A 17,910-nucleotide genomic window follows, 5' to 3' on the forward strand; every position below is an offset into this window, starting at 1 on the left:
CGTAGCGGCACAGCAACCGGCAGGGACGGCCAGAATCCTCGGGCTTCAGCCCGAGGAGCATGTCAACTTGGGACCAGGGGAAACGCCGGCCGCGCCCGTACAGGGCGGACCCGGGGAGGCGAAATGAGGGACGCCGTGCTGCGTCTGAGGGGTGGGGCGGCCGTGGCCGCGCTGCTGGTGTTCGTCGTCGGTGCCGGTGTCAGCGGCTGCAAGAAGGAGACCACGGGTTCCGCGGGCCCGGAGGAGTCGGCCGCCGGCGGCGCGGCCCTCGCCGCCGTGGACTCGCTGACCGTCAAGGGGCGCGCGCCGAAGACGGGATACAGCCGGGAGCGGTTCGGCACGGCCTGGGCCGACACGGACTCGAACCGGTGCGACACCCGCGACGACATCCTCAAACGGGATCTGAAGGACGTGAAGTTCAGCGACGGAACGTGCAAGGTGAGCTCCGGGATCCTCTCCCCGGATCCGTACGGGGGTCAGGACGTGGCCTTCGCCCGCGGCCGCAGCCTGGTGGACATAGACCACCTCGTCGCGCTCTCGGACGCCTGGCAGAAGGGCGCCAAGTACTGGGACGCGAGCAAGCGAATAGCGCTGGCCAACGACCCGCTCAACCTCCGTGCCGTCGGCGCCAGCGCCAACCGCAGCAAGGGCGACGGCGACACAGCCACCTGGCTCCCGCCCAACAAGGCGTACCGCTGCACCTATGTCGCCGCGCAGGTGGCCGTGAAGAAGAAGTACGGGCTGTGGGTCACCGCCGCGGAGAAGGCCGCCATGAAGAAGGTGCTCTCGGGCTGCCCCGGCCAGAAACTTCCCTCGGGTGGCAACCCGACACAGGCGCCCAAGCGGTTCCACGCGAACTAGGGGGTTTCTGATGGATCTCCGTGGAAGAAGGAGCGGCGTTCGGTGCGTGCTCGCGGCGTGCCGGGCGGCGCGACGCCGCGGAGATCCATCAGAAACCCCCTAGGCGCCGACTGGCCGCCATTGTTCCCCCATGCCGTGTCCGCTCGCCCTGACGCCGATATCGGCAAGCCACCGAACCAGCGCGGACCCACGTCGCTGCCGCATTGAGGCTGACACGGCAAAACCGTTTCACCCGGGCCGGGTCCACGCCTACTGTGAGTGACATGCAGCTGAAGGTGTCAAGTCTCGCCGAACGTCCCGAGATGCTCGGGCACGTGGTCCGGATGACCAACAGCTGGCCGGAGTTCCTGCTCCAGGACCCGGTGGGTGACACACACTACGGCCGGATCGCCACCGAACTTCCGGAGTACGTGCTGTTCGCCGAGGACGAGCACGGCCGCGTGGTCGCCCACGCCTACAGCGTGCCGTTCGCCCTCGCGGACGAGGACCGGGGCGAACTGCCCGCGCGGGGCTGGGACCAGGTACTGGCCTGGGCGTTCGCCGACCGGCGCCGCGGCACACCGCCCGACACGGTGAGTGCCATCTCGATCGTCGTCGCCCCGCACGCCCAGGGCGGCGGGCTGTCGGCCCGGATGCTCTCCGCGATGCGGGACAACGCCCGAGCTCACGGCTTCGCCGAGGTCGTCGCCCCCGTCCGCCCCAGCGCCAAGCACCTGGAACCACGCACCCCGATGGAGGAGTACGCGTTCCGGGAGCGGGCCGACGGGCTGCCGCACGACCCGTGGCTGCGCGTCCACATCCGGGCGGGCGGCGTCATCGAGGCGGTGGCGCCGGCGTCCATGACGGTCGCGGCCTCGCTGGAGGAGTGGCGCGCATGGACGGGGCTGCCCTTCGACACGGAGGGCCTCGTCGAGGTGCCCGGCGCGCTGGTGCCGGTGCACTGCGAAGCGAGGCGCGGATACGCCGTATACGTCGAGCCCAATGTGTGGGTGCGGCACACCCTATGAGCTCGACGTATGGCGTGGAACGTATGGCCCCTGAGGCGCGTGGCCTGTGAGGCGCGTGGCCTGTGAGACGTATGGCTTGTGGCAGGTGGGCTCTCAGGCCCCCAGCTTGTCCAGGTCGAGGATCTTGCCCGCGGGGGTCTTGGCCGGGACCGGCTTTTCGTACTCGCTGAAGGTGAGTGTGCCGGGGTCCTTGGCGGAGCTGCTGTCGACCCGCAGCAGATAGGGCTTGCCCTCGGTGGCGACGTAGAGGGTGTAGCGGTCCTTGCCGTCCTTCTCGTGAAGGATGATCGCCGGGGTGCCGCCGACGGTGGTGGTCTTGCCGCGGGTGGCATCGGAGTTCACGTCCTCCGCACCGCCGAGCACCGTGTCGAGGTCGCAGAAGCTCGCGATGTCCTTGGCGTCGGAGCCGGTCGCGGACATCTTGGTCCACTTGCCGGCCAGCATGGCCACGGCCGCGTCGGTGTCGGCCTTGGACTCGCCCTTGCTCTGGGCGCGCAGGAACGCCTCGTCGTACTTCATGTAGACGGTGTCGCCGGTCTTGATGAGATCGGCCTTGCCCTGGCCGGCCATGCTCATCGTGCCGGCGCACTCGCCCTTCTTGTTGAGAGCCATGTCGACCCGGATGGTGCCGCCGTCCTCGTCGTCGGGGACGTCGCCCTTCATGCGGAGCGAGGTGGCGCCCGTGGTGGCCTTCACGGTGCGGTCGGCGATTTCGCCCCCGGTCAGCCCGGCGAACGGGCCCTTCGGCTTGCTGTCCGCCTTGTTCTCGCCGGGCAGACAGCCGGTGAGGCCCGTGGTGGCCGCGACGGCGAGGCAGAGGGCGGCAAGTGCGGTGCGACGCATGAGAGTTCCTTGAAGTGATGTGAGGTGGTGAAGACGCGTGAGGGGAGCGGAGGGGGAGAAATGGGGGGGAGCAGTGGGGGAGAAGCGGGGGAGAGGTGGGGGTGCGGCGGGTGGATGAAGGCGGCGGGTTCGGGCGGCGCCGGCCTCAGCCGGTCTTCTTCCAGTCCCCGCAGCCCGAGGTCTTGAAGTAGCCGTCACTGGCGCTGATGGTGACGACGGCCGTGCCGGTCACGTTGTTGTTGGCCACGATCGAGTTCATGGAGTGCGTGGCGTCCTTGGCGCGCTCCCAGTAGCAGGAGTCGTCGGTGTTGCCGGTGGACTTGTAGGTGCCGGGAGCGATGTCCGCGCCGACTCTGTACATACCGCCGTCGCCCTTCATCTGCGAGGCCGGTGAACCGGACGCCTTCGTGTCGACGGCCTCCCAGTCCTTGCAGCCGGTGGACTTGAAGAGCTTGTCGCCGGCCTTGATGGTCACGTAACTGGTGCCGCTGACATTGTCGTTGGCGATGAGAGAGTCGAGCTCGCCCGAGGCGTCCTTGGCGCGCTCCCAGTAGCACATGTCGTCGGCGTTGCCCGTGGTCCGGTAGGTGCCGGGCTTGATGTCCGTGCCGACCTGGAAGTCGCCGTCCCCCTTGAAGGCGACCTTCTTCTCGGCCTTGTCCGCCTTGTCGCCCGTCTTGGCGTCGACCTTCGCGTCGGCCTTCTTGCCGGACTCGCGATCGGCGGAGGCGGAGGTGTCCTTGCCCTTGTCGCCGGAACCGCTGTCGCCGTTGTTGCCTGCGTTCGCCGATACGACACCGATGACGACGATGCCGACCACGGCCCCCAGCCCCACCTTGACCTTGATGCCCATGTCTGTGCCCTCCCCTGGCTGTGGACAGATTCCGCGAACAGGCTCAACGGCCGGGTCGTTCCGGCGTCTTGCCCGTTCGATGGGTCAATAAGAACAGAGTGTGTGAACCGAGTCAACACGATTCACGGGGAAGGTTGTGTACACGCCTGTGAAGCGGTAGATCTTGCGTACGTCGGTATGCTCGACGTCACAGACCAGGAGGGCGCCACCAGGCGTCACAGGCCAGGACGAGGGGAGCCGGGCGGTGCAGGACAACGCGACAGAGGTGACCGCTGCGGGGATCGCTCGACTCGCCGGGGTCGGCCGCGCCGCCGTCAGCAACTGGCGTCGCCGCCACGCCGACTTCCCCAAGCCGGTCGGCGGCACCGAGACCAGCCCCTCCTTCGCGCTCGCCGAAGTCGAGGCCTGGCTGCGCGACCAGGGAAAACTCGCCGAGGTCCCGCTGCGCGAACGCGTCTGGCAGCAGCTCGCCGGACACCCCGAGGGTCCCGTCACCGCCCTCGTGCACGCCGGCTGCGCCCTCCTGCTCATCCATGACCGCCCCACCGACTGGCTGGAGCTGAGCGCGGGCTCCGACGAGCGCCTGGCCGCCCTGTTGCCCGCCGCGCTCGACCAGGTGATCACCCCCCGCTTCGGAGCGCCCCGCGAGCGCGCTGTGAACACCCCGACCGGCCCTGAGCTCCTCCCCTCCGCCCCGCTCCTGCGCGGCGCCGCCGAGCTCGCCGCCGAATCGGGCGCGCGGCAGACATATGAGTTCCTGCTGGGGCGGCACCTCGACAACAACCCGCGGCAGTACACACTCACCCCGGGTGACCTCGCCGCGTTGATGGCCGAGCTCGCGGGGCCGGCGCGGACGTCGCTCGATCCGGCGTGCGGCACCGGTGCGCTCCTGCGGGCCGTGGCGCCCAAGCCGGACCAGGAGCTGTACGGCCAGGACAGCGCCCCCGAGCTGGCGGCCCTCTCCGCGCTGCGGCTCGCCCTCCAGGGAAAGGCCGCCGTCCGCACCGCCGCCGGGGACACCCTGCGCGCCGACGCGCATCCCACGCTCCAGGCCGACGTCGTCCTGTGTCACCCGCCGTTCAACGAGCGCAACTGGGGCCACGACGAACTCGCCTACGACGCCCGCTGGGAGTACGGCTTCCCGGCCCGCACCGAATCCGAACTGGCGTGGGTGCAGCATGCGTTGGCCCACCTCAAGGACGGTGGCAGCGCCGTCGTGCTGATGCCCCCGGCCGCCGCCTCCCGCCGCTCGGGCCGCCGTATCCGCGCCGACCTGCTGCGCCGCGGCGCGCTGCGTGCCGTGATCGCTCTGCCGATCGGCGCGGCACCTCCGTACAACATTCCGCTGCACATCTGGGTGCTGCGCCGCCCCGAAAAGGCGCCTGCGCAGCCCGAGTTGCTGCTCGTCGACACCGGAGCGCTGGCCGGTGGGGGTACCTCCCTGCTCGAGCGCAGCCGAGAGCTTGGGGGAGGCCGCGGTGGCCTGGACTGGCAGGCCGTCCGCACCGCGGTTCTCGACGCCTGGCGGCCCTTCGAGCGCACCGGCAGCGCGCGGGAGGAGCCGGGGTTCAGCCGCGCGGTGCCCGTCATCGAACTCCTCGACGACGACGTCGACCTGGCCCCCGCGCGCCATCTGCCGCCGGCCGCCGCGGGGGGCGGCACCGAGCAGCTCGCGGACGTACGCGAGCGGCTCGGCGAGACCCTGCGCCTGACCGCCGACCTCACGCCCCCCGAGACGCAGCCCGCACAGCCCGTGCGCTGGCCGCTCATCACCGTCGGCGAACTCGCGCGCGGGGGCGCGCTCCTGCTGCGTACGGGCGGAAACGGGGCCCCCGCGCGCGTGCCCGTGCTCACCGACCACGATGTGCTCGCCGGAACCGCGCCGTCCGGGACGCTTCCCGAAGGGGAGGACGAAGCCGTGCTGGTCGAGACGGGCGATGTCGTCGTTCCCGTGCTCGGCGGCGGCTCCATCGCGCGCGTGGTCGACGAGAACACGGCGGGCGCCGCCCTGGGGCGCAACCTCACGCTGCTGCGCCCCGACCCGGCCGCCCTCGACCCCTGGTTCCTGGCCGGCTTCCTGCGCGGCACCGCCAACAACCGCCAGGCCAGCAGCTACGCGTCCACCGCCACCCGGCTCGACGTGCGTCGCCTCCAGCTGCCCCGGCTGCCGCTGGATGAGCAGCGCGAGTACGGCGAACGCTTTCGCGCGCTGGCCGAGTTCGAGGACGCGCTCCGGCGTGCGGGCCGGCTCGGCGAGCAGTTGGTGCGTGGCATGTACGACGGTCTGACGGACGGGACGGTCGCGCCGCTCTGACGGAACGGGGGCTTCCGGGGAAGCCCCCGAAAACCCGCCGAGGCGCGTGAAGTGATCAGCACGACAACGGTTCGGTACAACCCGGGACCGGTTGTCCTTGTCGGCCTATACGCTCGGACTAACTCGTACGTCCGTCCTCATCAGGCCTCCAGGAGCAGCCATGCAAGGCCACGGCTACGCGCCGCCTCCGCCGAAGCGACCCTCGACCGGAGCGTTGGTCGTGCTGCGCGTGATCTTCGTGGCAGTGCCGATCCTCAGCATCGGATTCCTGGCGTGGGTGGCGCCGCTCAGGGCGGCGATCGTGACCCACCGGCGTGCGGACTGGTGGATCTTCGGAGGATCGCTCGTGGTCCTCGGCATCAGCTTCGCCTACCTCAGCACCGACCACACCGACGACTTCAGCAGCCCGAACGGCAACGTGGGCATGATCATCCTGCTGCTGAACGCCGCGGCCTGCGTCGGTCACTACCTGTACGCCGACATACGCCACTACCACCGGCTCTACCCCATGGTCTATCTGCCGCCCCAGGCCCCGGCCGCGAACTACGTCTACCCGCAGCCCCCGTCGCCGTACGCGGCGACGCACCCGCAGACGCCGGTGACACCCCCCGCTCCCGCGCCGCACACCCCCGCGCCGCACACCCCCGTGCCGCCGCCCCCGCAGCGCCCCGCGCCCGCGCGGATCGACCAGGTGCGTGCCGAACTCGACGAGCTCAGTGACTATCTCCGCAAGCGCGACGGCCACTACGACGGCGGCAGGGACGGCAGGTGAGCGTGGCAACGGGGCGCATGATCGCGAACCGGTATGAACTGTCCACGCTGATCGGGCAGGGCGGCATGGGCCAGGTCTGGACGGCCTACGACCAGCGCCTCGACCGGCGTGTCGCCGTCAAGCTGCTGCGCCCCGACAAGGTCGCGGGCCAGGAGGCCGACGAGCTGCGCCGCCGCTTCGTGCGCGAGTGCCGCGTCACCGCACAGGTCGACCACCCCGGCCTGGTCACGGTTCACGACGCGGGTAGCGAGGGCGAGGAGCTGTTCCTCGTCATGCAGTACGTGGACGGGGCCGACCTCTCCGACCACCTCGCCGAACACGACCCGTACCCCTGGCCGTGGGCGGTCGCGGTCGCCGCGCAACTGTGCGCGGTGCTCAGCGCCGTGCACGCCGTGCCGATCGTGCACCGCGATCTGAAACCGCGGAACGTGATGGTCAAGCAGGACGGCACGGTCACCGTCCTCGACCTCGGTGTCGCCTCCGTCATGGACACCGACACGACCCGGCTCACCCACACCGGCTCGCCCATCGGGTCGCCCGCCTACATGGCCCCCGAGCAGGCGATGGGCGGCGCGGTCGGCCCGTACACCGACCTGTACGCACTCGGCGTACTGCTGCATGAACTCCTCAGCGGAGACGTGCCGTTCTCCGGCTCGACCGCGCTCGGTGTGCTGCACCGCCACCTCTACGAGCCGCCGCTCCCGGTGCGTCGGCTGCGCCCCGAGGTGCCGCCCGCGCTGGAGGGTCTGGTGCTGCGCCTGCTCTCCAAGGACCCGCAGCACCGGCCGGGCTCCGCGCAGGAGACGTACGAGCAACTGCTTCCGCTGCTGCCCGCGCGCGGTATGCCCACCGGTGCCCCGCTCGACCCCACGCGCCCCTTCCTGCGCCCGCACGCCCCGTGGCCGGACCGGGCGCGCACGCCCGCGCCCCAGCCGCAGGCGGCGCCCGCCGTGGAGAAGGCCGATGTCGCGGGCGCCGTCGACGAGGTCAAGCGGCTGCTCGGCGAGGGGCGTATCACGCAGGCCGTCGACATCCTGGGTTCGATCCTTCCGGCGGCCGCGGCCGAACACGGCGAGCACTCGCCCGTCGTACGCACCCTGCGCAAGCAGTACGCCGCCACGCTCATGGACGACGGCCAGTACCGGCGCGCGCTGCCCGAACTGCGCCGTCTCGCCGACGAACGCGCCGCCGAGGCCGGCCAGGCCGACCCACAGTCTCTGCGCTTCCGCTACGAGGCGGCCCAGTGCCTGGAGCAGCTCGGCGAACCCGCCGCGGCGCTCGCGGAGTACCGTGCGCTGCTGCCGTACTACGAGAACCAGTACGTCGCAGGGGATCCCGAGATCTCCCTCGAAGTCCGGCGCCGCATAGGTCACTTGCTGCTCGCCCTCGGCGACCGGGGCGCCGCGCACGACACGCTGGCCAGGCTGCTGCACGACGTGGAGCGGCTGCGCGGCCCCGGACACCCGATGGTGGCGGAGATCCGGCGGACGTTGCAGTGGCTGGGACAGGTGCGAGGCTGACCACGGCGCCGGACCGCAGCACCGGACCGCGGGTCCGGACCGCAGGTTTTGCGCCACCTTGGCCGAAGCTTGTGGTGATCAAGCCATGGGCCGCGGCCGGTGCCGCCGTGGTCGCCGGAGCCGGGATCGCCGCGCAGACCTCGATGGCCGCCACCACGTGGCCCGCGCAGCGGACCTTCACCGGGCACGCCTTCGACACCTGTGCCGCGCCCTCGCTGTCCGCTATGAAGGCCTGGAACACCGGCTTCTACGGCGCCGCGGCCGTCTACGTCGGCGGCAAGAACCGCGGCTGCAGCCAGCCCAACCTGACCGCGTCCTGGGTGAAGTCGGTCACCGCGGCCGGCTGGAAGCTCATCCCCCTGTACGTCGGTGCCCAGCCGTCCTGCCAGACCGGGTCCAGCCCCGAGAAGCTCACCGCCACCACCGCAGCCTCGCTCGGTGCCACGGACGGCGCGGACGCGGTCGCCAAGGCCGCCGCGCTCGGCATGAAGGCCGGCAGCCCGATCTACCTGGACATGGAGGCGTACGACACGACGAACACGGCCTGCAACAACGGCGTGCTGACCTATGTCCGCGCCTTCGACAAGGCGCTGCACGCGAAGACGTACCGCACCGGCTACTACGGCGTCACCAGCTCCAGCGCCAAGGCCGTCGCGAACGCGACCGACAAGACCGACCTGCCGGGCAACCTCTGGTACGCGCTGTGGGACAAGCAGAACACCACGACCGCGGACTGGCCGTTCGGCGCCACCCAGTTCACGAACCACAGCCGCGCCCGCCAGTACCTGGTGAACAGCAAGGAGTCGCGCGGCGGTTACACGATCACCGTGGACCGGGACGCGTGGGACGCGCCGGTGGCGATCACGGGCTGATGCCGGTGTGACGCGGATGACGGCGATGTGATGGTGCGACGGTGCCTGAAGGCTGCGCGAATCGTTGGTCGAAAGGGTGGCCGAGAGCTGGGCCACTGCCTACCATCGATCACCGCAAGACTTTGTGCACCGTCGCACAATCTCCTCGGGAGGCTTCCTTGCACCGCCGCCGTCGCACCGCGCTCGTCCTCTCCGCCGCGCTCGTCGCCGCGGCCCCTCTCCTCACCGCGTGCGGCAGCGACGCGCATCCAGGCGCCGCGGCCGTCGTGGGCGGTCAGCGGATCACGGTCGCGCAACTGGAGAGTCGGGTGAACGAGGTGCGCGCGGCGCAGAAGGCCGCCACCAAGGACGAGGCCCAGTACGAGCAGACCGTGGCCAGGACCGGCACGCTCGCCCGCGACACCCTGCACGGCATGGTCCTGGACCGGGTCCTGGACCGGGCCGCGAAGAACGCGGGCGTCGGCGTGACCCGCAAGGACACCCAACAGATGCGGGCCTCCCTCGAACAGCAGGCGGGCGGCGCGCAGGCGCTGGAGACGGCCTGGCTGCAGAACTACGGAGTGGCACCCGCGCACCTCGACGACAGCCTGCGCACCGAGGTCGAGGCGCAGAAGCTGGCCGCCACGCTCGGCGTCGACATGAACACCACCGAGGGCAAGGCCACCTTCTGGAAGGCGATGTCCGTCGCCTCCAAGGATCTCCACGTCGCCCTGAACCCGCGCTACGGCGCCTGGGACGTCCGGAAGAGCAGCCGCGTCGACGCGAAGACGCCGTGGCTGCGGGAGGTCACCGCGGCGGGGACCCAGCAGACGACGTAACGGCCTGCGCGGGCGCGGGGGCTGTGGATAAACGGTTCGGCCGGGCGGCTCGCGGAGAGAGCCGGACGGCGGTCCCGGACCAGGCAGTGATGCGGTCCCGGACCAGGCAGTGATACGGCCATCCCGTCCGGCAGTGGTACGACGCTCCCCGTCCGGGAGCCGTGCGGCGGTCCCGTCCGGCAGTCGTACGACGCTCCCCGTCCGTCCGCTTCGTGCGCCGACGGTCGACCGCCCAGCCTGTGGATAACTACTGGGGCTGTCGGTGGTGTGGGTTACGTTCGAGGGGTGAACGCAACCAGCTTCGACGGCGCCCCGGACGCGACCGGCCCCGACGCCCCCGCCACCTCCACCGACCCCGGCCGTATCGTGCTGCTCACCACCAGCCACCGGGTGGCGCCCGGGCTGCTCTCCTGGCCGGCCTGGCAGGCGCTCCGCGGTGCCGACCAGGTTCTGTGCGCGGACGGCGCTCACCCGCAGCTGCCTTATCTGCGCGAGGCGGGCATCACCGTCGACGAGGCGTCCCCGACCGCCCAGGAGCTGGTCGACGCGTGCGCGGGCGGCCGCACCCTGGTCGTCGTCGCCACCGGCGAGGGCGAGCCGCGGCTCACCGACGGCCTGGCCCGCCTGGCCGGCTCCGGCCGTATACAGATGCCGGACCTGGAGCTGCTCCCCGCCTCGTACGACCTGCCGGGCGCCCGCCTCCTCGACCTCGTCCAGGTCATGGACCGCATCCGCGCCGAGTGCCCCTGGTCGTCCCAGCAGACCCACAAGGGCCTGGCGAAGTACGGCATCGAGGAGGCGTACGAACTGGTCGAGGCGATCGAGGAGGGCGACCGGGACGAGCTGCGCGAGGAGCTCGGCGACGTCCTGCTCCAGGTCGTCTTCCACGCCCGTATCGCCGAGGAGGACGAGGACGCGCCCTTCTCCATCGACGACGTGGCGGGCGGCATCGTGGCCAAGCTCATCCACCGCCACCCGCACGTCTTCGGGGACGAGACGGCCACCACCCCCGAGGAGGTCAAGGAGCACTGGCTGCGCACCAAGGCGGTGGAGAAGCGGCGCACGTCCGTGACGGAGGGCATCCCGCTGGGCCAGCCGGGCCTGGCGCTGGCGGCGAAGCTGGCATCCCGGGTGCGGACGGCGGGACTTGACGTCGAGCTGCCACGGGGTGAGGGCGTCGGGTACGAGCTGCTCCGGACAGCCGCGCGCGCCGAGGCCGAGGGCGTGGACCCGGAGGCGGCGCTGCGGGCGGCGGCACGGGCGTACCGGGACGCGATCCGGGCGGCGGAGGGGTCTTCGGGGGCGGACGCGGAGGACTGAGGGCCGGGCGCCTGAGGGGCCGGGCGGAAGGGGCGGGCGAGAGCCGGAGGCCCGACGATCGAGGGAGCCGGGGCGGGCGGGCCGGAGTTACACCTGCGGTGCGCGGCTCGACGGGTTGTGCCAGCTCGGCTGTGGACGGTCGAGGAGCCACTCCGCAGCGCCCACCGGCCGAGGGTTCCCCTGGCCGCTCGGTGCCAGGACGTCGTGGAAGATCCGCTCCGTCGGCGTGCCGAAAGAGGGCAGGGTCTCGCCGATCTCTTCGACGAGCTTGGGCGGACCGGCGAGATAGACGTCGTGCCGGGTCCAGCCGGCGCGGTTGCCCAGCGCGGTGAGTAGCCGTTCGGTCGCCTGGGCCTTGGGCCGGCCGGGCGCGGGGGTGATGAAGGTGACGGCGAGCCGGGGAAGCCGGGCCCGCAGGCGCTCGACGGCGCCCCGGTCGTACAGGTACGAGGTGTCGCGGGCGACGAGGAACAGCCGGGCCTCGTATGTGTCGTCGAGCTGTTCCAGCAGAGCCTTCACGGGCGCCCATCCCGTGCCGGCCGCGATGAGGGTGAGGGGCCGTTCCACGGGCGTGCGCAGGGTCAGCTCGCCGCCGGGCGCGCCCAGCCGCAGGACGTCGCCTTTTCGGGTCTGCCGGACGAGGGCGGTGGAGAGGAGGCCGTCCTCGACCCGGCTGATGTGCAGGTCGACGGTGTGGTCGGCGCGAGGTGCGTTGGCCAGCGAGTAGGGCCGCCAAATGCCCGGCAGGTGGGGGACGTTGACGCTGACGTACTGGCCGGGGGAGTAGCGCAGCCGGCGGTGCGGTCGCACGGTCAGGACGACGAGGTCGTCGCCGTGCCGCGTCCGGGCGGTCACCTCGGCGTCCCACCAAGGCGGTTCGCCGTGCTGCTGTGCCTCCCACGCGCCCTGCAGCATCACATTCGTGATCGCCCCGTACGCCTCGCCCCAGGCCTTCTCGACCTCCGCGTTCCACGCCGACCCCGCGACGACGGCGAACGCGGCGATGAGACTCGCCCCCACGGCGGCGTAGTGCTCCGGTTCCGCCCGATACTTCCGGTGGTCCTTCCCCAGCTCCCGTAAATACCTCGGCAGCCCCGGATCCTCCAGCCGCTCCATCACATGGGTGAGCGCCGCGAACAGCCTGTCCCGCTGCCGCTCCATGTCCCCAGGGAAGTCCAGCGGAAACAGCCCTCGGATCTCCGGGTGGTGCCGGAACAGGTGCGAGTAGAAGTACTTGACCGCGAACTCGGCCCGTCTCTCGACGACCGCGAAGCTGGATCTGAGTATTTCGGGGTCCACGGCGCGAATGTAGGGAGTCGTCGAGCCACGGAGTCAAACAGCAGGTGATTTACGGACAGTCCGGGTGAAGCGTGCGGGGCCGGGGAGAGCGTGGCTGAGTACCGTTGCTCCTGGGTGTGCGGGCGCAAGGAGAGGTGGACAGGGGCAACCGACAGGCGGCGGGCGCCCTCGCCGGTCTCCTCCTCTCCCCCTGGGCCCACCACTGGTCGAACAAGGCATCCGAGCCCCCTCCGGATACCGTCATGGAGTGACCGACCAGCCCCAGCCCCCCAGCACCGCCCCCGAACTCTTCACCTGGGAGTTCGCCACCAACCCCTACCCGGCGTACGCCTGGCTCAGGGAGCACGCCCCCGTGCACAGGACCCGGCTGCCCAGTGGGGTGGAGGCCTGGCTGGTCACCCGGTATGTGGATGCCAAGCAGGCGCTCGCGGACGCGCGGCTGTCCAAGAACCCCGCCCATCACGACGAGCCCGCGCATGCGAAGGGGAAGACCGGTATCCCCGGTGAGCGCAAGGCAGAGTTGATGACGCATCTGCTGAACATCGATCCGCCGGACCACACCCGGCTGCGGCGGCTGGTCAGCAAGGCGTTCACGCCCCGGCGCGTGGCCGAGTTCGCGCCGCGTGTGCAGGAACTCACGGACCACCTGATCGACCAGTTCGCCGACAAGGGCTCCGCCGATCTCATCCACGACTTCGCCTTCCCGCTCCCCATCTACGCCATCTGCGACCTGCTGGGCGTCCCCCGTGAGGACCAGGACGACTTCCGGGACTGGGCGGGGATGATGATCCGGCACGGGGGAGGACCGAGGGGCGGTGTGGCGCGGTCCGTCAAGAAGATGCGGGGCTATCTGGCCGAACTCATCCACCGCAAGCGGGAACTGCTCCCGGACGAGCCCGCCCCCGGCGAGGACCTCATCTCCGGGCTCATCCGCGCCTCCGACCACGGCGAGCACCTCACCGAGAACGAGGCCGCCGCCATGGCCTTCATCCTGCTGTTCGCCGGCTTCGAGACGACCGTCAATCTCATCGGGAACGGCACCTACGCCCTCCTCACCCACCCCGAGCAGCGACAGCGCCTGCAGGCCTCCCTCGCCGCCGAGGAGACCGGACTGCTCGAAACCGGCGTCGAGGAGCTGCTGCGGTACGACGGCCCCGTCGAACTGGCCACGTGGCGGTTCGCGACCGAGGCGGTCCGGATCGGGGGGCAGGACATCGCGCCCGGCGACCCCGTCCTCGTCGTACTGGCGGCAGCGGACCGTGACCCCGAGCGGTTCCAGCATCCGGACACGCTCGACCTCTCGCGGCGTGACAACCAACACCTCGGGTACGGCCACGGCATCCATTACTGCCTTGGCGCGCCGCTCGCCCGTCTGGAGGGCCAGACCGCGCTCGCCACCCTGCTGACCCGTCTCCCTGATCTCCAACTCGCGGGAGATTCGGCCGATTTGCGCTGGCGCGGCGGGCTCATTATGCGCGGATTGCGTACGCTTCCCGTGGAGTTCACGCCTCCGCTTGACTTGTCCCGTCCATAAGGGCAAGGCGTGCGGGGGAATGGCCGCTCAGCAGGGAAAAGATGACGGTCCATCAACTTTGTGATCTTCACGTGATCTACGCTGCATCGACTTGTGACAAGCGTTCGAGTGCGGATACGTTCAATCGTCAACGCGGCTCATCCGTCGCTGCAGTCGCGGAAGCGACTGTCGTCACCTGCTGTCACGCGAAAGGCTTCCGCATGCTCTCCGGGAACGGCCGTCATCGTCGCCCCCGTCAGGCCCCGGCCCTCATCGTCGCCGCAGGAGTGACCGGATCGGCCATCGCGATCCCGTTGCTCGGCGCCACCAGCGCGAGTGCGGCCGACGGCACCACCTGGGACCGGGTCGCGGAGTGTGAGAGCGGTGGCGCCTGGAGCGCCAGTGACGGCAACGGGTACTACGGCGGGCTGCAGTTGACCCAGGAGAACTGGGAGTCGTACGGCGGCCTCAAGTACGCCCCGAGCGCCGACCAGGCCAGCCGCTCGCAGCAGATAGCCGTCGCCGAGAAGCTCCTCGACGACCAGGGCCTCGCCGCCTGGCCCACCTGTGGACCGCTCTCCGGGCTCAGCAAGCACTCGGGCTCGGTCGAGGTCGACACGGGCGTGGCGAACGACTCGTCGAGTTCTTCTGATTCGTCCGACTCGTCCAGGTCGTCTCATGAGTCTGGTTCATCCGACTCATCCGATTCGCGCTCCGACTCCTCGTCCGACGCCTCCTCGGGTGAGACCGGGAATGCCACGAAGTCCGACACCTCGCAGGGTTCGCACAGCTCGGATACAGACAAGGCCGAGAGCGACGAGTCGGACAAGTCCGGTCAGAACGACAGCTCTTCGGCTGCGTCCGACAGCGCGACGTCCGGTGCCGGGCGCCACCGTGGCGGCAATGCCGACGAGGACGCGACAGAGGGCGCGACCGACGGTCGTACGGACGGTACTTCCGGGCGGCACGCCTCGCGCGGCTCCGACGCCTCCCGTGACGCCGGCGACAGTTCCTACGTCGTGCGCGCTGGAGACAGTCTCTGGACCATCGCCGACTCCCTTGACCTCAAGGGCGGATGGGCCGAGCTGTACACCGAGAACAAGCACGCGGTCGGCACCGATCCCGACCTCATCCTCCCCGGTCAGAGGCTTGCAGTTGATGCTGAATCGGGCGAAAAGTAGCGGGAGTTCGCGTCACGGTTCGCTGCGGAATGTCCGGTTTGGCGCGAGTGAGACATGAGTCTCAGAAGCCCTGATCGTTTTTGGAATTCGACCGTTCGCATGCCTACGGTCGTCACCGCTCGCCACAGCGGGCCCCGGCGGTCGCAACGCCGAATCCTGCCAGCGGCCGTACGGGAACAGTCGACGCGTCAAGCGCCGTAGGCAGGAGCGGGGGACCCAAGGTAAGCGCCACGCCCGGTAGTTGACGGGGTGTGGCTTGGGGTGAAGCCGTGCGCCAGTGGCGTACGACCGGGCACTCACCCGCCCGAACCCGACAGCTCACCTCGCAGGCGTCGGTGAGGGGATCTCTCCATGCTGTTTTCCAGCAAGGGCAAGCACCGCCGCCCGGCCAAGGCCACCCGCGTCGCCGCGCTCGCCGGTGTCACCGGTGTCGCCATCGCCGCCCCGCTGATGGCGGCCGGCAACGCCTCCGCCGCCACCACCTCCGAGTGGGACGTCGTCGCCCAGTGCGAGTCCGGCGGCAACTGGTCCATCAACACCGGCAACGGCTACTACGGCGGCCTGCAGTTCTCGGCCTCCACCTGGGCCGCGTACGGCGGTTCCGCCTACGCCGCCACCGCCGACCAGGCCTCCAAGTCCCAGCAGATCACCATCGGTGAGAAGGTCCTCGCCGCGCAGGGCAAGGGTGCCTGGCCGACCTGCGGAACGGGCCTGTCGAGCGCCGCGTACACCGGTGGGACCTCCACCGGTTCGCAGAGCACGACCCCGAGCACCACCACCCGGACGACGGAGCAGCCCGCCTCGCGTTCGGCCGAGCGCCCGGCCGCCAAGACCGTCACCACCCCGACCGGCAAGAAGGTCAAGAAGGGTGACGGCGAGTACAAGGTCGTCAAGGGTGACACCCTCAGCTCGATCGCCGAGAAGAAGAACGTCAAGGGCGGCTGGCAGCAGCTGTTCAAGCTGAACAAGGGCATCATCGACGACGCGGACTTCATCTACCCGGGTCAGCAGCTTCACCTCGGGTGAGTGCGCGTCTGATCGCTCGGCCGGGCATTCGGCGGATTGCTCGGCCGCGTAACAGCTCCCTCATGGAAGAGGCCCCCATACTGGAGGCCTCGTGAGGGTCCCCCCGTCCCCACGGGCTCCCCGCCCCGGTGCGTGTTCCCCCGTACGCGCCGGGGCGGGGCTTTTTTGTGCGGCTCTCGTGCGCGGCTCTCGTGCGCGGCGGGTTTCGTGTACGGGACAGGTTTTTGTTCCGTTCGGAAACAATTTACTCTCGGTTCTGCCCAAGGGGTGGTCGACGGGCTGGCCGATCCCCCCGAGGCGGTTAGGCTCATCTCGCGGAGCCGACCGCGGCTCCGTGCACTACGGGCCCTGCGGCCCCGCGTACCCGCGTCACATCCCAGAAGGAGATGCTCGTGCCGTCCATCGACGTCGTCGTAGCCCGGGAAATCCTGGACTCCCGAGGCAACCCCACGGTCGAGGTCGAGGTCGGCCTCGACGACGGCAGCACGGGTCGTGCCGCCGTCCCGTCCGGCGCCTCCACCGGCGCCTTCGAGGCCATCGAGCTCCGCGACGGTGACCCCAACCGCTACCAGGGCAAGGGCGTCGAGAAGGCCGTCCTCGCCGTCATTGAGCAGATCGGCCCGGAGCTCGTCGGTTACGACGCCACCGAGCAGCGCCTGATCGACCAGGCGATGTTCGACCTGGACGCCACCGACAACAAGGGCTCGCTCGGCGCCAACGCCATCCTCGGCGTCTCCCTCGCCGTCGCGCACGCCGCCTCCGAGGCCAGCGACCTCCCGCTCTTCCGCTACCTGGGCGGCCCGAACGCGCACCTGCTGCCCGTTCCGATGATGAACATCCTGAACGGCGGCTCGCACGCCGACTCGAACGTGGACATCCAGGAGTTCATGATCGCCCCGATCGGCGCGGAGTCCTTCTCCGAGGCCCTGCGCTGGGGCGCCGAGGTCTACCACACCCTCAAGAAGGTGCTGAAGACCAAGGGCCTGTCCACCGGCCTCGGCGACGAGGGCGGCTTCGCCCCGAACCTGGAGTCCAACCGCGCCGCCCTCGACCTCATCGTCGAGGCCATCAAGCAGGCCGGTTACGTCCCCGGCGAGCAGATCGCGCTCGCGCTCGACGTCGCCGCGTCCGAGTTCTACAAGGACGGCAAGTACGAGTTCGAGGGCAAGTCCCGCTCGGCCGCCGAGATGACCGAGTACTACGAGGAGCTCGTCTCCGCGTACCCGCTGGTCTCCATCGAGGACCCGCTGTACGAGGACGACTGGGCCGGCTGGAAGGTCATCACCGACAAGCTGGGCGACAAGGTCCAGATCGTCGGCGACGACCTCTTCGTCACCAACCCGGAGCGCCTGGCCCGCGGCATCGAGGAGGGCTCCGCCAACGCCCTGCTCGTCAAGGTCAACCAGATCGGCTCGCTGACCGAGACCCTGGACGCCGTCGAGCTGGCCCAGCGCAACGGCTTCAAGTGCATGATGTCGCACCGCTCCGGTGAGACCGAGGACGTCACCATCGCCGACCTCGCCGTCGCGGTGAACTGCGGCCAGATCAAGACCGGCGCCCCGGCCCGCTCGGACCGCGTCGCCAAGTACAACCAGCTGCTGCGCATCGAGGAGATCCTCGACGACGCCGCGGTGTACGCCGGCCGCTCGGCCTTCCCGCGCTTCAAGGGCTGAGTGTTCCCGCACGTCCGCTCCGCGGACGATCGGCACAG

Annotated in this window: 15 protein-coding genes and 1 riboswitch; of the genes, 12 read left to right on the forward strand and 3 right to left on the reverse strand. The window is 70.3% G+C overall.

Translation table 11 applies throughout. The annotated features are described in order from the left end of the window. Nucleotides 1-123: 123 nt before the first annotated feature. Both IEY95_RS44730 and IEY95_RS44735 read left to right on the forward strand, forming a co-directional pair. Nucleotides 124-861, forward strand: a complete 738-nt coding sequence (locus IEY95_RS44730; protein ID WP_373294676.1) for an HNH endonuclease family protein — start codon at nt 124-126, stop codon at nt 859-861. Nucleotides 862-1,124: 263 nt separating this feature from the next. Continuing rightward, the gene (locus IEY95_RS44735) at nt 1,125-1,868 is read left to right on the forward strand and encodes a GNAT family N-acetyltransferase (protein WP_189192058.1); all 744 of its coding nucleotides are present in this window, start codon (nt 1,125-1,127) and stop codon (nt 1,866-1,868) included. 93 nt (nt 1,869-1,961) lie between these two features. Here IEY95_RS44735 and IEY95_RS44740 read toward each other — a convergent pair whose 3' ends face one another. Continuing rightward, nucleotides 1,962-2,711, reverse strand: a complete 750-nt coding sequence (locus IEY95_RS44740; RefSeq protein WP_189192059.1) for a hypothetical protein — start codon at nt 2,709-2,711, stop codon at nt 1,962-1,964. A 145-nt stretch (nt 2,712-2,856) separates the two neighbouring features. Beyond that, complete coding sequence (locus IEY95_RS44745; RefSeq protein ID WP_189192060.1) at nt 2,857-3,564, reverse strand: Rv1352/Rv1906c domain-containing protein; 708 nt, start codon at nt 3,562-3,564, stop codon at nt 2,857-2,859. 244 nt (nt 3,565-3,808) lie between these two features. Here IEY95_RS44745 and IEY95_RS44750 point away from each other — a divergent pair, with 244 nt between their 5' ends. The 6 genes from IEY95_RS44750 (at nt 3,809) to IEY95_RS44775 (ending at nt 11,180) form a co-directional block, all read left to right on the forward strand. Continuing rightward, nucleotides 3,809-5,878, forward strand: a complete 2,070-nt coding sequence (locus tag IEY95_RS44750) for an N-6 DNA methylase (RefSeq protein WP_189192061.1) — start codon at nt 3,809-3,811, stop codon at nt 5,876-5,878. A gap of 160 nt (nt 5,879-6,038) precedes the next feature. Then, nucleotides 6,039-6,650: a hypothetical protein gene (locus tag IEY95_RS44755; RefSeq protein ID WP_189192062.1), complete on the forward strand. Its 612-nt coding sequence runs from the start codon at nt 6,039-6,041 to the stop codon at nt 6,648-6,650. A gap of 17 nt (nt 6,651-6,667) precedes the next feature. Then, nucleotides 6,668-8,170 carry a serine/threonine-protein kinase gene (locus IEY95_RS44760; RefSeq protein ID WP_189192152.1) on the forward strand — a complete coding sequence of 501 codons (1,503 nt, stop codon included), beginning with the start codon at nt 6,668-6,670 and terminating at the stop codon, nt 8,168-8,170. Nucleotides 8,171-8,313: 143 nt separating this feature from the next. After that, entirely contained in the window at nt 8,314-9,042 is a 729-nt protein-coding gene (locus IEY95_RS44765; protein ID WP_189192153.1) for a glycoside hydrolase domain-containing protein, read from the forward strand. A 158-nt stretch (nt 9,043-9,200) separates the two neighbouring features. Then, on the forward strand, nt 9,201-9,860 hold the full coding sequence (locus IEY95_RS44770) for a SurA N-terminal domain-containing protein (protein WP_189192063.1): 660 nt from the start codon (nt 9,201-9,203) through the stop codon (nt 9,858-9,860). A gap of 285 nt (nt 9,861-10,145) precedes the next feature. Continuing rightward, nucleotides 10,146-11,180, forward strand: coding sequence for a nucleoside triphosphate pyrophosphohydrolase (locus IEY95_RS44775; RefSeq protein ID WP_189192064.1), 1,035 nt, complete (start codon nt 10,146-10,148; stop codon nt 11,178-11,180). 87 nt (nt 11,181-11,267) lie between these two features. Here the strand turns inward: IEY95_RS44775 and IEY95_RS44780 are convergent, their stop codons facing one another. Then, complete coding sequence (locus IEY95_RS44780) at nt 11,268-12,479, reverse strand: globin domain-containing protein (protein ID WP_189192065.1); 1,212 nt, start codon at nt 12,477-12,479, stop codon at nt 11,268-11,270. A gap of 247 nt (nt 12,480-12,726) precedes the next feature. On the opposite strand from IEY95_RS44780, the gene IEY95_RS44785 reads away from it, so the two are divergent. From IEY95_RS44785 to eno, 4 genes are all read left to right on the forward strand, one after another. Then, nucleotides 12,727-14,013, forward strand: coding sequence for a cytochrome P450 family protein (locus tag IEY95_RS44785; RefSeq protein WP_189192066.1), 1,287 nt, complete (start codon nt 12,727-12,729; stop codon nt 14,011-14,013). 200 nt (nt 14,014-14,213) lie between these two features. Then, on the forward strand, nt 14,214-15,173 hold the full coding sequence (locus IEY95_RS44790) for a LysM peptidoglycan-binding domain-containing protein (RefSeq protein WP_189192067.1): 960 nt from the start codon (nt 14,214-14,216) through the stop codon (nt 15,171-15,173). Nucleotides 15,174-15,356: 183 nt separating this feature from the next. Further along, nucleotides 15,357-15,520, forward strand: a riboswitch (cyclic di-AMP (ydaO/yuaA leader). Nucleotides 15,521-15,524: 4 nt separating this feature from the next. Next, complete coding sequence (locus IEY95_RS44795; protein WP_189192068.1) at nt 15,525-16,199, forward strand: LysM peptidoglycan-binding domain-containing protein; 675 nt, start codon at nt 15,525-15,527, stop codon at nt 16,197-16,199. Between the two features lie 386 nt (nt 16,200-16,585). Beyond that, nucleotides 16,586-17,872, forward strand: coding sequence for a phosphopyruvate hydratase (gene eno, locus IEY95_RS44800; protein WP_037628200.1), 1,287 nt, complete (start codon nt 16,586-16,588; stop codon nt 17,870-17,872). Nucleotides 17,873-17,910 lie beyond the last annotated feature (38 nt).

This window comes from Streptomyces albiflavescens, assembly GCF_014645835.1.
GTDB classification, from domain to species: Bacteria; Actinomycetota; Actinomycetes; order Streptomycetales; family Streptomycetaceae; genus Streptomyces; species Streptomyces albiflavescens.